This window comes from Pantoea sp. DY-17, assembly GCF_019795975.1.
Lineage (GTDB): Bacteria > Pseudomonadota > Gammaproteobacteria > Enterobacterales > Enterobacteriaceae > Pantoea > Pantoea leporis.
The window spans coordinates 1-14221 of sequence record NZ_JAIMIG010000006.1 but is presented as its reverse complement, the minus strand read 5'-3'; the positions used below and the strand labels follow the sequence as shown (position 1 = coordinate 14221).

The 14221-nt window shown below is 54.3% G+C and carries 12 protein-coding genes and 2 tRNA genes; 4 read left to right on the top strand and 10 right to left on the bottom strand.

Annotated elements, in window-relative coordinates; translation table 11 throughout:
* Positions 1 to 83: 83 nt before the first annotated feature.
* Positions 84 to 1418: an MFS transporter gene (locus K5Y33_RS20950; RefSeq protein WP_101762781.1), complete on the top strand. Its 1335-nt coding sequence runs from the start codon at positions 84 to 86 to the stop codon at positions 1416 to 1418.
* A 247-nt stretch (positions 1419 to 1665) separates the two neighbouring features.
* Here K5Y33_RS20950 and ilvC read toward each other — a convergent pair whose 3' ends face one another.
* Positions 1666 to 3141, bottom strand: coding sequence for a ketol-acid reductoisomerase (gene ilvC, locus K5Y33_RS20945; RefSeq protein ID WP_101762782.1), 1476 nt, complete (start codon positions 3139 to 3141; stop codon positions 1666 to 1668).
* A 161-nt stretch (positions 3142 to 3302) separates the two neighbouring features.
* On the opposite strand from ilvC, the gene ilvY reads away from it, so the two are divergent.
* Positions 3303 to 4184: an HTH-type transcriptional activator IlvY gene (gene ilvY, locus K5Y33_RS20940; protein ID WP_008106630.1), complete on the top strand. Its 882-nt coding sequence runs from the start codon at positions 3303 to 3305 to the stop codon at positions 4182 to 4184.
* On the opposite strand, the gene ilvA is transcribed toward ilvY, so the two are convergent.
* From ilvA to ilvL, 6 genes are all read right to left on the bottom strand, one after another.
* The gene (gene ilvA / locus K5Y33_RS20935) at positions 4185 to 5732 is read right to left on the bottom strand and encodes a threonine ammonia-lyase, biosynthetic (protein WP_222235027.1); all 1548 of its coding nucleotides are present in this window, start codon (positions 5730 to 5732) and stop codon (positions 4185 to 4187) included.
* A 3-nt stretch (positions 5733 to 5735) separates the two neighbouring features.
* A complete protein-coding gene (gene ilvD, locus K5Y33_RS20930; RefSeq protein ID WP_008106626.1) occupies positions 5736 to 7586 on the bottom strand; it encodes a dihydroxy-acid dehydratase in 1851 nt (616 codons plus the stop codon).
* Between the two features lie 62 nt (positions 7587 to 7648).
* The gene (locus K5Y33_RS20925) at positions 7649 to 8578 is read right to left on the bottom strand and encodes a branched-chain amino acid transaminase (RefSeq protein WP_007888821.1); all 930 of its coding nucleotides are present in this window, start codon (positions 8576 to 8578) and stop codon (positions 7649 to 7651) included.
* 18 nt (positions 8579 to 8596) lie between these two features.
* Positions 8597 to 8854 carry an acetolactate synthase 2 small subunit gene (ilvM, locus tag K5Y33_RS20920; RefSeq protein WP_101762784.1) on the bottom strand — a complete coding sequence of 86 codons (258 nt, stop codon included), beginning with the start codon at positions 8852 to 8854 and terminating at the stop codon, positions 8597 to 8599.
* Positions 8851 to 10497 carry an acetolactate synthase 2 catalytic subunit gene (gene ilvG, locus K5Y33_RS20915; protein WP_008106622.1) on the bottom strand — a complete coding sequence of 549 codons (1647 nt, stop codon included), beginning with the start codon at positions 10495 to 10497 and terminating at the stop codon, positions 8851 to 8853. Before ilvG ends, ilvM begins: the two co-directional genes overlap by 4 nt.
* Positions 10498 to 10646: 149 nt before the next feature.
* A complete protein-coding gene (gene ilvL / locus K5Y33_RS20910; protein ID WP_071531048.1) occupies positions 10647 to 10745 on the bottom strand; it encodes an ilv operon leader peptide in 99 nt (32 codons plus the stop codon).
* Positions 10746 to 11073: 328 nt separating this feature from the next.
* Between ilvL and K5Y33_RS20905 the strand changes: the two genes are divergently transcribed.
* A complete protein-coding gene (locus K5Y33_RS20905) occupies positions 11074 to 12594 on the top strand; it encodes a YifB family Mg chelatase-like AAA ATPase (RefSeq protein ID WP_222235026.1) in 1521 nt (506 codons plus the stop codon).
* Between the two features lie 30 nt (positions 12595 to 12624).
* Here K5Y33_RS20905 and K5Y33_RS20900 read toward each other — a convergent pair whose 3' ends face one another.
* On the bottom strand, positions 12625 to 12963 hold the full coding sequence (locus tag K5Y33_RS20900) for a DUF413 domain-containing protein (protein WP_008106616.1): 339 nt from the start codon (positions 12961 to 12963) through the stop codon (positions 12625 to 12627).
* A 121-nt stretch (positions 12964 to 13084) separates the two neighbouring features.
* Here K5Y33_RS20900 and hdfR point away from each other — a divergent pair, with 121 nt between their 5' ends.
* Complete coding sequence (gene hdfR, locus K5Y33_RS20895) at positions 13085 to 13906, top strand: HTH-type transcriptional regulator HdfR (RefSeq protein WP_008106614.1); 822 nt, start codon at positions 13085 to 13087, stop codon at positions 13904 to 13906.
* Between the two features lie 105 nt (positions 13907 to 14011).
* Here hdfR and K5Y33_RS20890 read toward each other — a convergent pair.
* Together K5Y33_RS20890 and K5Y33_RS20885 are read right to left on the bottom strand one after the other, a co-directional pair.
* A tRNA-Trp gene (locus tag K5Y33_RS20890) sits at positions 14012 to 14087 on the bottom strand.
* Between the two features lie 8 nt (positions 14088 to 14095).
* A tRNA-Asp gene (locus K5Y33_RS20885) sits at positions 14096 to 14172 on the bottom strand.
* Positions 14173 to 14221 lie beyond the last annotated feature (49 nt).

Below are 14221 nucleotides of genomic sequence, written 5' to 3'. Positions count from 1 at the left end.
GGTCTGACGCGGTTTTTCGCCATTGAATGCCGCAAACCAGGTGCGTAAGATTCTCTGTCTACATTTACAATTAAGAAACACTTATGCAAGCCTCCATCACAGAAACACTCGACAAAAAACACGACGACACACCGGTCAATTCACGTGGCAAAGTGGTTGTGGCATCGCTTGTCGGCACCGCCATTGAGTTCTTCGATTTCTATATCTATGCCACCGCTGCGGTGATTATTTTCCCGCACATCTTCTTCCCGCAGGGCGATCCGACCGTGGCCACGTTGCAGTCGCTGGCGACCTTCGCGATCGCCTTCGTGGCGCGTCCTATCGGTTCTGCCGTGTTTGGACACTTTGGCGACCGAGTTGGCCGTAAAGCCACCTTGGTGGCATCGCTGCTGACCATGGGCGTCTCGACGGTGCTGATTGGTTTACTGCCAGGTTATGAAACCATTGGCGTGGCAGCGCCGCTGCTGCTGGCGCTGGCGCGTTTTGGTCAGGGTCTTGGCCTTGGTGGCGAATGGGGCGGCGCAGCACTGCTGGCGACCGAAAATGCTCCGGCGAAGAAACGTGCGCTTTATGGTTCGTTCCCACAGCTCGGCGCGCCGATTGGCTTCTTCTTCGCTAACGGCACGTTCCTGCTGCTTTCATGGTTGCTGACCGACGAGCAGTTCATGAACTGGGGCTGGCGCGTGCCGTTTATTCTCTCTGCGGTGCTGGTGTTAATTGGCCTGTATGTGCGCGTTTCGCTGCATGAAAGCCCGGTATTCGCCAAAGTGCAGAAAGAGAACAAACAGGTGAAAATGCCGATTGGCACGCTGCTGAGTAAGCATTTGACCGCCACCATTCTCGGCACCTTCATCATGCTCGCCACTTACACGCTGTTCTACATCATGACCGTGTATTCGATGAGTTACGGCACCGCACCCGCACCGGCTGGCCTCGGCTATTCACGTAACAGCTTCCTGTGGATGCTGATGGTGGCGGTGATTGGTTTTGGTGTGATGGTGCCGATTGCCGGTCTGCTGGCCGATCGCTTTGGTCGTCGTAAAACCATGATCACCATTACGCTGATGATTATCGCCTTTGCATTGATGTTCCCAATGCTGCTGGGTTCCGGTTCTCAGGTGCTGGTAATGGGCTTCCTGATCCTTGGTCTGAGCATTATGGGCCTGACGTTTGGTCCGATGGGCGCGCTGCTGCCAGAGCTGTTCCCAACGGAAGTGCGTTATACCGGCGCATCGTTCTCTTACAACCTATCGTCGATTCTTGGTGCCTCGGTAGCGCCTTATATCGCCACCTGGCTGAACGCCCATTACGGTTTGCAGGCGGTGGGTTTCTATCTGGCTTCGATGGCGGTGTTGACGTTGATCGCGCTGATTGCCTGTAAAGAGACGCGAAATCAGACGCTGTATGAAGCGGTGTGATTGAGCTGGCTGTACTTTGTACGTGCTTGCTGTCCCCCATCCCGGCCTTCCCCCGCTAGCGGGGGAAGGAGACGCTGCCACATGCAGCTTCAGAACTAACATATGGCAGCATCTTCCTCCCCCATTCATGGGGGAGGACCGAGGAGGGGGACACCGAGCACATACCTAGAGCAACAGCGAGCACGAATAAAAAAAACCCCGGCAAGCCGGGGTTTTTTATTGTGCTGAAAACTGTGTCGCGCGTGGCTTAGCCAGCGACAGCGATACGTTTCATATCGGTCATGTAACCACGCAGTTTGCGGCCTACAGATTCGATTGGGTGCTGACGAACGGCTTCGTTGACGTCACGCAGCTGCGCGTTATCCACCTGCGTACCTTCAACTGCTTTGCCCAGATCGCCCGGCTGCAGCGTGGTCATGAACTCTTTCAGCAGTGGAACTGCCGCAAAGGAGAACAGGTAGTTACCGTATTCTGCGGTATCCGAGATAACCACGTTCATTTCATACAGACGCTTACGTGCGATGGTGTTAGCAATCAGCGGCAGCTCGTGCAGTGATTCGTAGTAAGCCGACTCTTCGATGATGCCCGCGTCAACCATGGTTTCGAATGCCAGCTCAACGCCTGCTTTCACCATCGCAACCATCACGACGCCTTTGTCGTAATATTCCTGCTCTTCGATTTTACCATCAAACTGCGGTGCGTTTTCGAATGCCGTTGCGCCGGTCTCTTCACGCCAGGTCAGCAGGTTTTTGTCGTCGTTAGCCCAGTCAGCCATCATGCCTGAAGAGAATTCGCCAGAGATGATGTCATCCATGTGCTTCTGGAACAGCGGAGCCATGATGGTTTTCAGCTGCTCAGACAACGCATAAGCGCGGATTTTTGCCGGATTAGACAGGCGATCCATCATCAGCGTGATGCCGCCAAACTTCAGTGATTCGGTGATGGTTTCCCAGCCGAACTGAATCAGTTTTTCGGTATAAGCCGCATCGTGACCTTCAGCCACCAGCTTGTCGAAGCACAGCAGAGAACCGGCCTGCAGCATACCGCACAGGATGGTCTGCTCGCCCATCAGGTCAGATTTCACTTCCGCAACGAAGGAGGATTCCAGCACGCCTGCACGGTCGCCGCCGGTCGCTGCTGCCCAGGCTTTAGCAATCGCCATGCCTTCGCCTTTCGGATCGTTTTCCGGGTGAACGGCAATCAGCGTAGGTACACCGAAACCACGCTTGTACTCTTCACGTACTTCCGTACCTGGGCACTTCGGTGCCACCATTACTACGGTGATGTCATTGCGGATGGTTTCGCCCACTTCAACAATGTTGAAACCGTGTGAGTAACCCAGCGCAGCGCCATCTTTCATCAGCGGCTGAACAGCCTGAACGACCGCCGAGTGCTGCTTGTCTGGCGTCAGGTTAACCACCAGATCGGCCTGTGGGATCAGCTCTTCGTAAGTACCGACTTTGAAGCCGTTGTCGGTCGCTTTGCGGAAAGAGGCACGCTTCTCAGCAATCGCTTCAGCACGCAGGGCATACGCCACGTCCAGACCAGAATCACGCATGTTCAGACCCTGGTTCAGACCCTGAGCGCCACAGCCAACGATGACCACTTTCTTGCCTTTCAGGAAGCTAGCGCCATCTGCGAATTCGTCGCGTGACATGAAACGACATTTGCCCAGCTGCGCTAACTGGTTGCGCAGATTCAATGTGTTGAAGTAATTAGCCATGGGTACTCCGGTTAGATGTTGTGTTTGTTTTTGTTCAGTAACGACGTTGTCTCTTACGCCGCGAATGACCCCATCATATGACAGGAAATCCGTTGCTTAAATTGATATATTAGCAAGGTCACATTGCATAATTTGCAACATAACCTTGAGGCGATACGCGCATGGATTTACGAGACCTGAAACTCTTCCTTCATCTGGCTGAAAGCTGCCACTTTGGCCGCACCGCGCGTGCCATGCACGTCAGCCCTTCAACTCTTTCGCGCCAGATTCAGCGCCTGGAAGAGGATGTCGGTCACGCGTTGTTCCTGCGTGATAACCGCACCGTCACGCTCACCGAAGCCGGTGAGCGCCTGCGCCAGTTTGCGCAGCAGACGTTGCTGCAGTATCAGCAGTTACGCCATGTGATGGATCTTAACGGCCCGTCGCTGAGCGGCGAACTGCGCCTGTTCTGCTCGGTAACCGCCGCTTACAGCCATCTGCCGCCGATTCTTGATCGCTTTCGCGCTGAACATCCGCAGGTAGAGATCAAACTCACCACCGGTGATGCCGCCGATGCGATTGAGATGGTGCAGTCCGGCGACGCCGATCTCGCCATTGCCGGTCGCCCAGAATCGCTGCCGGCCAGCATAGATTTTACGCCACTGGGCCTGATTCCGCTGGTGCTGATCGCCCCGGCGCTGCCCTGCCCGGTGCGCAATCAGGCGACGCAGGAGCAACCCGATTGGGCGCAAATTCCGTTTATCCTGCCGGAACAAGGACCTGCACGCCGCGGTATCGATTTATGGTTCCGCCGCCAGCGCATTCCCAATCCGCAGATTTATGCCACGGTTTCCGGGCATGAAGCGATTGTGTCGATGGTGGCGCTGGGATGTGGTATTGCGCTGCTGCCGGATGTGGTGCTGGAGAACAGCCCGGAACCGGTGCGCAATCGCGTGTTAACGCTGGAGAATGTGGAGTCTGTCGCACCGCTGGAACTCGGCGTTTGCGTACAAAAAAAGCGGCTCGGAGAGCCGCTTATCAATGCGTTCTGGCACCAGCTGTAATCACTGCCCGGCGAGGAAGAAACGGAACGCCGGGTTGCTCGCTTCGTCATGCCATTCATAACCCAACGCGGTGAGATGGGTTTCGAAATCCGGTTCCTGATCGTTGGCTTCAAATGCCGCCAGCACGCGGCCATAATCGGTGCCGTGGCTGCGATAATGGAACAGCGAGATATTCCAGTGCGCACCTAACGTCTGCAGGAACTTCAGCAGCGCGCCCGGTGCTTCCGGGAATTCAAAGCTAAACAGGCGTTCGCGCAGCGGCTTCGATGGACGTCCGCCCACCATGTAGCGCACGTGCAGCTTGGCCATTTCGTCATCCGACAGATCCACCACGTGATAACCGGCTTCGCTCAATTGGCTGATGATCTCACTGCGCTCCTCCAGCCCGCGCGTTAAGCGCACGCCGACGAAAATGCAGGCGTTATCCGCATCCGCGTAACGATAGTTGAACTCGGTGATGGAACGCCCGCCGATGGTCTGACAGAACTTGAGGAAACTGCCCTGCTGTTCTGGAATGGTGACCGCCAGTAGCGCTTCTCGCTGTTCGCCCAGTTCACAACGCTCGGAGACATAGCGCAAGCCGTGGAAATTGACGTTGGCACCTGATAACACGTGCGCCAGGCGCTCGCCTTTGATGTCGTGCAGCTGGATATACTTCTTCATGCCAGCCAGCGCCAGCGCGCCAGAAGGTTCCGCCACGGCACGCACATCTTCGAACAGATCTTTCACCGCCGCGCAAATCGCATCGCTATCCACCGTGATGATGTCATCGAGATACTCCTGACACAGACGAAAAGTTTCGCTGCCGATGCGTTTGACCGCTACGCCTTCCGCAAACAAGCCGACACGCGCTAAATCCACTGGCTCACCTGCTTCCAGCGCGGCCTTCAGGCAGGCTGAATCTTCCGATTCCACGGCAATCACTTTGATCTGCGGCATCAGCTGCTTGATCAGCACCGCGACACCCGCCGCCAGACCACCGCCGCCGACCGGCACGAAGACGCGATCGAGATGCGCATCCTGCTGCAGCAACTCCATCGCCAGCGTGCCCTGCCCGGCGATCACCGCCGGATGGTCAAACGGAGGAACGAAGGTGTAACCCTGCTGCTCTGCCAGCTCAATCGCTTTGGCTTTCGCCTCGTCGAAGTTGGCACCAAACAGATAAGCCTCACCGCCAAATGCGCGTACTGCATCAACCTTGATGTCTGCCGTGGCCAGCGGCATCACAATCAGTGATTTGATACCCAGCGTGCTGGCCGAAAGCGCCACGCCCTGCGCATGGTTACCGGCCGAAGCCGTGACCACGCCGCGCGCTTTTTGCTCTTCGTTCAGCCCGGCAATCATCGCGTAAGCCCCGCGCAGCTTGAAGCTGTGCACCGGCTGACGATCTTCACGCTTCACCAGAATGGTGTTGCCAAGACGCGATGAAATTTTTTCCATTTTTTGCAGCGGCGTCACCTGGGCAATTTCATACACCGGTGAACGCAGCACTGCGCGCAAATACTCCGCGCCGTTTGGCGTCGCGGAGAGCGGTTGAGACTCAGCCATCGGTTAGCCTCCCAGCTTGGACTTATCGCGCACCGCGCCTTTGTCTGCGCTGGTCGCCAGTGATGCATAGGCACGCAGGGCAAAGGAGACTTCACGTACGCGGCCGTGCGGGGTATAAGCCGCATCGCCGCGCGCTTGCTCTTCTTCACGACGGGCGTGCAGTTCGTTATCCGGTACCGCCAGCTTGATACCACGGTTGGGGATATCGATCTCAATCATGTCGCCATCTTTCACCAGCGCGATGGTGCCGCCGCTCGCCGCTTCCGGAGAGGCGTGACCAATCGATAAGCCTGACGTGCCGCCAGAGAAGCGACCGTCAGTAATCAGTGCGCAGCTTTTGCCGAGGCCCATGGATTTCAGATAAGTGGTCGGATAGAGCATTTCCTGCATGCCCGGTCCGCCTTTCGGTCCTTCGTAGCGGATCACCACGACGTCGCCGGCTACCACTTTGCCGCCAAGGATCGCTTCAACTGCATCATCCTGGCTTTCGTACACTTTCGCCGGGCCTTTGAAGGTGAGGATCTCTTTGTCTACGCCCGCGGTTTTAACGATGCAGCCATCTTCGGCAATGTTGCCGTAAAGCACAGCTAAGCCGCCATCCTGCGAGTACGCGTGTTCGCGAGTACGAATACAACCATCGGTACGGTCATCATCCAGCGTGTCCCAACGGCAGTTCTGCGAGAACGCCTTGGTGGTACGAATACCAGCAGGACCGGCACGGAACATATCCTTCACCGCCTGATCTTTGGTCAGCATGATGTCGTACTGATCCAGGGTTTCACGCATGCTCTGCTGCAAGATGTTGCGCGCGCTGGTGTCGATTAAACCGGCGCGATCTAACTCACCGAGAATGGCGATAACGCCACCCGCACGGTGCACATCTTCCATGTGATATTTCGGCGTACTTGGCGCCACTTTACACAGCTGCGGCACTTTACGAGACAAGCGATCGATATCGGAGATGTTGAAGTCGATTTCACCTTCCAGCGCCGCTGCCAGCAGGTGCAGAACGGTGTTGGTGGAACCGCCCATGGCGATATCCAGCGTCATCGCATTCTCAAACGCCGCTTTGGTGGCGATGTTACGCGGCAGCATGTTGACGTCATCCTGCTCGTAGTAGCGTTTGGTCAGGCTAACGATGCGCTTACCGGCATTGATGAACAGCTCTTTACGATCGGCGTGTGTGGCCAGCAGTGAACCGTTACCCGGCTGCGACAAGCCCAGCGCTTCGGTCAGACAGTTCATCGAGTTGGCGGTGAACATACCGGAACAGGAACCGCAGGTTGGACAAGCAGAACGTTCGATCTGATCGCTGTCGGCATCGCTGACGTTCGGGTTGGCGCCCTGAATCATTGCATCAACCAGATCCAGCTTGATGATTTGATCAGACAGTTTGGTTTTACCGGCTTCCATCGGGCCGCCAGACACAAAGATCACCGGAATATTGAGGCGCAGTGACGCCATCAGCATGCCAGGAGTGATTTTGTCACAGTTGGAGATACATACCATGGCATCGGCGCAGTGCGCGTTGACCATGTACTCCACTGAATCGGCAATCAGCTCACGTGAAGGCAGTGAATACAGCATGCCGCCATGACCCATGGCGATACCGTCATCCACCGCAATGGTGTTGAACTCTTTGGCCACGCCGCCGGCTGCTTCGATTTCCTCAGCAACCAGTTTGCCAAGATCGCGCAGGTGCACGTGGCCCGGTACGAATTGGGTGAATGAGTTGACCACGGCGATAATCGGCTTACCGAAATCGTCGTCGGTCATTCCTGTCGCGCGCCACAAGGCACGGGCACCGGCCATGTTACGTCCATGGGTGGTGGTGGCGGAACGGTACTTAGGCATGCTCTATTTACTCCAGTAATAATAAGGTTGCGGGCGCCATCTGACGCCCGCAAAAAATCTCGTTATGCGTTAACCGGATCCAACCAGCCCCACTTATCTTCCGTCTCGCCAGTGAACAGGCCAAAGAATGCCTTCTGGATACGACCGGTGACCGGACCACGTTTACCTTCGCCGACCTGAATGCCGTCGACGCTGCGCACCGGAGTGATCTCCGCTGCAGTACCTGACATGAAGACTTCGTCGGCCAGATACAGGGATTCGCGCGACAGAACCTGCTCACGCACTTCAATACCCATGTCTTGCGCCAGCTTGATGATGGCGTCACGGGTGATGCCCGGCAGCGCTGAAGAGGTGAACGGCGGCGTGAACAGAATGCCATCTTTCACTTCGAACAAGTTTTCACCAGCACCTTCTGAAATATAGCCGTTGGTGTCGAGCGCGATACCTTCCTGATAGCCGTGGCGGCGCGCCTCGCTGCCTACCAGCAGAGAGGAGAGATAGTTACCACCCGCTTTCGCGGCGGTTGGCAAGGTGTTTGGTGCAACGCGGTTCCACGAAGAAACCATGGCATCGATACCGTTTTCCAGCGCTTCAGCGCCCAGGTAAGCACCCCAAGGGAAGGCAGCGATGATTACATCGGTGGTGTAGCCATCTGGCGGGTTCACACCCAGACCCACGTCACCCACGAAGGCCAGCGGACGGATATAAGCGCTTTTCAGTTTGTTCACGCGGATCACTTCGCGGCACGCCTCCATCAACTCATCAACGCTGGCTTTAATCGGGAAACGATAAATTTTAGCGGATTCATGCAGACGCTTCATATGCTCACGGTGGCGGAACACCACTGGACCTTTGTGTGAGTCGTAGCAACGCACGCCTTCAAACACAGAAGTACCGTAGTGCAGGGCGTGAGACATAACGCTGACCTTGGCGTCTTCCCACTTAACCATCTCACCATTGAACCAAATAAAGTCTGCTTTCTTCGTACTCATTGCTTTTTCCTTTGGCGACTATGCGCGGATTTGTTGTGTTGTCTGTTGTTGGATCTCGACGCAAGCGACATCCATAAGTTTGCTTAACTGCGAAGACAGTAAATCGACTGAGCGTTGGCTGGCAACGGTCATTTCGATATTAATGTTCTCCGCATTGACCGCGGTGGCCATATTCATCGCACACACCTGGAAACCACGGTGACGCACGACACGCAAAATGCGCTCCAATATTTCAGGACGAAAGCGGGCTTCGATAGACAATTGATGCTGATTCATGCGGTTTTCTCCATCATGTTTGCGTTGCTGGCACCCGGCGGTACCAATGGCCAGACGTTTTCATGCTCATCTATCGAAACATGCAGGAAGTAAGGACCTTCACTGTTCAGCAGAGCATCGAGGGCGGCGTCGACCTGATCTTTACGGCTAATGCGCTGGCCTGGGATATCAAACGCGCTGGCCAGCGTGAGGAAATCGGGGTTGTCGGTCAGAATGGTTTCGCTGTAGCGACCATCAAAGAACAGTTGCTGCCACTGGCGCACCATGCCGAGACGCTGGTTATCCAGCAGCAGAATTTTCACCGGCAGCTTGCCGCGCTTGATGGTGCCCAGCTCCTGAATGTTCATCATGATAGAACCATCGCCAGACACGCAGATCACTGTGTCCTCTGGACGTGCCACCTGCGCACCAATCGCCGCCGGCAGGCCAAAGCCCATAGTGCCGAGACCGCTCGAGGTGATGAAGTTTTCTGGCGCAGTGAAACTCATGTGCTGAGCGGCCCACATCTGGTGTTGACCTACATCGGTGGTGACCACGGCGCTGTCCGCTTTGCGGTCAGACAACTGCTTCAGCAACAACGGCGCATAAATGGCTTCGCCTGGATGATCGTAGCGCCAGTCGAACTCGCTTTTCATCGCGCTGACTTCCTTGCGCCAGCCATCAATGTGCATTGGCATGCTCAGTGCCGGCAGCACCTGATTCATATCGCCCTGCAGTGAAACGTGAGCACGGCGCAGTTTGTTCAGCTCGGCAGGATCGATATCGATATGGATGACGCTGGCGTGCGGTGCGAAGGTGTCCAGCTTGCCAGTAACGCGGTCGTCAAAACGCGCGCCAACCGCAATCAGCAAATCACAGGATTGTACCGCGAGGTTAGCGGCTTTGGTGCCGTGCATGCCCAGCATTCCGAGATAAAGATCGCTGCTGGCATCCGCGCTACCAAGACCTTTCAGCGTAGAAACCATCGGGATACCGGTTTCCTGCGCCATGGCACGTAAGGCTGGAACCGCCTGCGCCATACCCACGCCGCCACCGATATACAGCATCGGCTTATGCGATTGCGCCATCAATGCACGCGCCTCTGCAATGTGCTGCGCGGAGTGGCTGATTTCTTCCTCAACTGGCAGCAGATGAGGCGTCAGTTCGCCATTGGCGATCTGAATGTCTTTCGGGATATCGACCAGTACCGGGCCGGGACGACCCGATTGCGCGATGGCAAAAGCTTCTGCCATCACTGAGGGTAAATCATCAAGCGATTCAACGAGGAAACTGTGTTTGGTGCAGGCTAACGATAAACCAAGAACGTCTATTTCCTGGAAGGCGTCGGTGCCGATGAAGGCCGATGATACCTGGCCGGTGATCGCCACTACCGGGATCGAATCCATCATCGCATCCGCCAAACCGGTGATCAGGTTGGTGGCGCCGGGACCCGACGTGGCGATACATACGCCAGTCTTGCCGGTTGCGCGGGCATAACCGATAGCAGCCATCACCGCACCTTGCTCATGACGACACAGTAGGTGTTCCACGCCGCCATCGTAGAGCGCATCGTACACTGGCATGATTGCGCCGCCAGGATAGCCAAACACTGTATCGACACCCTGCGCGCGTAAAGCCTGAACTACCCACTGTGCACCTGTCATGGTTATTCTCCTGCATTCCTAGGGGAACAACAGAATTTTATGCTACTGCTCATAATCTGTTCCTCGCTAATTTGCTGATATTTAGCCTGGTCAAAAAAAAACCCCCGGACCTTTCGGTGCGGGGGTTTTTGGAATTCCAGACTTGATTTTTAAGCCTTTCTTTCTCCAAGCGATGCCCCGCACGGTGGGATAATAATCACCACCACGCTAATCACGACTAGGCTAATCACTTGTAGAAGGGCTTTCATGTGTTGTTTGTTTTTTCGATTGTTCGAAGTAATACCTACAGAGTTATCATAGTTAGCGTGTCGTTGACAATAATTTTCATTGGAAAATTTTATGATGCCGCTGGCGGCCCGCCGTTATCACATTGTAAATAAAAGGTTATTTACATTTGTGATAAAAATTCATAACGCCCGCGTCGTAATCTTCACTTGGAGTTTACGATCAAGCTCTGATTTTCAGTGAAAGAGCGGCAATTATCAGGGAATGTAAGGAATCTGGCTCTGAAGTTGAGCAGTAAGCCATTGTTCATTTGTCTGGCTGCTTTGATGATAAGGACAACAAGGAGCGGTTATGTCTTTATCGAAGGTATTAACACGAGCTGCGCTGGGTGTTCAGGCTCCGCTGGTGACGGTGGAAGTGCACATCAGCAACGGCTTGCCGGCCCTGACGCTGGTTGGACTGCCTGAAACCACGGTAAAAGAAGCGCGGGAACGGGTGCGAAGCGCGATTATTAATAGCGGGTTCACCTTCCCGGCGAAACGCGTCACCATCAATCTAGCGCCTGCCGATCTGCCAAAAGAGGGCGGACGCTATGACCTCCCCATCGCTATCGCCATTCTGGCGGCCTCTGAGCAGCTGCCAGACGGCAAACTCGGGCAATATGAATTCCTGGGGGAGTTAGCACTTAACGGCGCGCTCTGTGGCGTTCAGGCCGCTATTCCAGCTGCGATGGCGGCACTGCAAGCGGGCAGACAAATGGTGTTAGCTGAACAGAATCAACAGGATGTAGGGTTGATTCAACAAGGCGAGACGCTGGTTGGCAAACATCTGGTAGAAATCTGTGCGTTTCTCCATAACAAAACCACTCTCACTGTCGCGCATTATCAGCCCGAAACGCTTGAACAGGAAAAGCAGGACCTCAGCGATATCATTGGCCAGGATCAGGGCCGACGTGCACTGGAGATCACCGCAGCTGGCGGGCATAACCTGTTACTGATCGGGCCGCCTGGCACCGGCAAGACCATGTTGGCGACGCGTCTGCCCGGTATCATGCCACCGTTAGACGACCAGGAAGCGCTGGAGTGCGCCGCTATCGCCAGTCTGGTAAGCAGTGGCAATCTCCATCATCAGTGGCGTAAACGGCCGTTCAGAGCGCCTCATCACAGTTCATCACTCTATGCGCTGGTTGGGGGCGGATCCTTGCCGCGGCCGGGAGAAATCTCCTTGGCACACAATGGCGTGTTATTCCTCGATGAGCTGCCAGAGTTCGAGCGCAGAACACTTGATGCTTTGCGCGAACCGATTGAATCCGGGGAAATCGCCATTTCACGCACGCGCGCTAAAGTGACGTATCCCGCGCGCTTTCAATTGATCGGCGCGATGAATCCCAGCCCGACCGGGCATTATCAGGGCAACCATAATCGCTCATCACCTCAGCAGGTGTTGCGCTATCTCAATCGGTTATCAGGACCTTTTCTCGATCGCTTTGATTTATCGTTAGAGGTCCCACTTCTTCCCAGTGGGTCTCTGAGTAAGAAACAACAAGTCAGCGAAAGCAGCGCTGAAGTTTTAACTCGCGTCCTCGCCGCACGAAAGATTCAAACAGCACGCAGCGGAAAAGTGAATGCTCATCTCTCTAACCCAGAGATTTTGCGCTGGTGTCCATTGAAGCAGCAGGATGCTGAATGGCTGGAAGAAGTGTTGAATTCGTTGGGGCTTTCAGTACGCGCCTGGCAGCGGATTTTAAAGGTGGCCAGGACAATAGCTGATTTAGCAGGTGAAGAGCAGATTACTCGTAGTCATTTGCAGGAAGCGGTGGGATATCGCAGCATCGACCGCTTAATGATCTATCTGCACAAGACTCTGGAATAAAAAACGGGGCTTATATAAGCCCCGCTATTCTTAATCATCGCTATCGCTAAAATCTTCCACCGTATCCATCTGCGGCTTGCCGCCAGATAGCGTATGGAAACGCTTAGGTCGCTTGATACGTGCGGTATATTTCGACCATACACGTTCAGCTTCCGTTTGTGGCTCACGAAGACCACGACATACTTCTAAAAATGAACGCTCTTCTTCTGTAATGGGTTCACGCTTAGCGAGATCCAGTTCATTAAAGGCGTAACCGTGGCGCTCCAGAAGCTGAGCTTCTTTAATGGTGAAATCACCATGACGCGAAAAACCACGTGGGTAATGTTTGTTATCAAAGAAACGATTCGTTGTTGCGAAGCTATCCGCCATTTTACACGCTCCTGACTCTCATATGGCCGTGCTATTTATGGCGCGGAGTATTAGATAGGCTTGACAGAGTGTAAAACAAAACATTTAAATCAGTACGACAAACAATTTTTGGGAGAATGCAGTGGATACGGAATTACTGAAAACTTTCCTCGAAGTGAGCAGAACACGCCATTTCGGGCGTGCTGCTGAAGCGCTTTACCTCACGCAATCTGCCGTTAGTTTTCGCATTCGTCAGCTGGAAAATCAGCTGGGCGTAAACCTTTTTACTCGTCACCGTAATAACATCCGGCTGACTTCAGCAGGCGAGCGTTTATTACCCTATGCCGAAAGCTTGATGAGCACTTGGCTGATGGCCAAAAAGGAAGTTTCGCATACACAACAGCATCATGAGCTTTCAATAGGAGGTAGCGCATCCCTTTGGGAAGCGTACTTAACTCCCTGGTTGCAAACACTTTATGAGAATCGAGAAAGCCTTCATCTCGAGGCACGTATCGCCCAGCGACATTTACTGGTTAAGCAATTGCATGAACGTCAGTTGGACCTGTTGATCACAACTGAAGCGCCAAAAATGGATGAGTTAACCAGCCAGCAAATAGGGCATATTTCGCTCGCATTATTCCGGGCGCGTAAAACCGAGAAGCGTGAAAAATATGACTATATCAAGCTGGAATGGGGCGCAGATTTTCATCAGCATGAAAGTTATCTGTCTAGTGATGATGTTCCCGTATTAACCACCACATCCGCACATTTAACACGCGAATTACTGCATACCACCGGTGCTTGTGCCTTTTTACCTGATTTTTGGCACGGCATTTATAGTGATTTGATGGTTATTCCAGATACACCCGTCGCCGTGCGACCGTTATATGCGGTGTGGCTGCAGAATAGCGATCAGCAAAGTCACATTCGTCAGCTGCTTAAATATCCGGTTTTGACACAATAAGATAATAAATGAGGGAGTTTGAGTGGATCGCAGTGAAACTCAAACTCATTTCACTGCCGAATTTTGGACAAAAAAAATCCTTTGCCGAAGCAAAGGATTATTTTCTGGCAGGGGCGGAGGGACTCGAACCCCCAACACCCGGTTTTGGAGACCGGTGCTCTACCAATTGAACTACGCCCCTAATTAGGGTGGCGGAACGGACGGGGCTCGAACCCGCGACCCCCTGCGTGACAGGCAGGTATTCTAACCAACTGAACTACCGCTCCACCGATTCTGTACTGATATCAGACAATCGTTCTGATTTCAGGTGTTTCG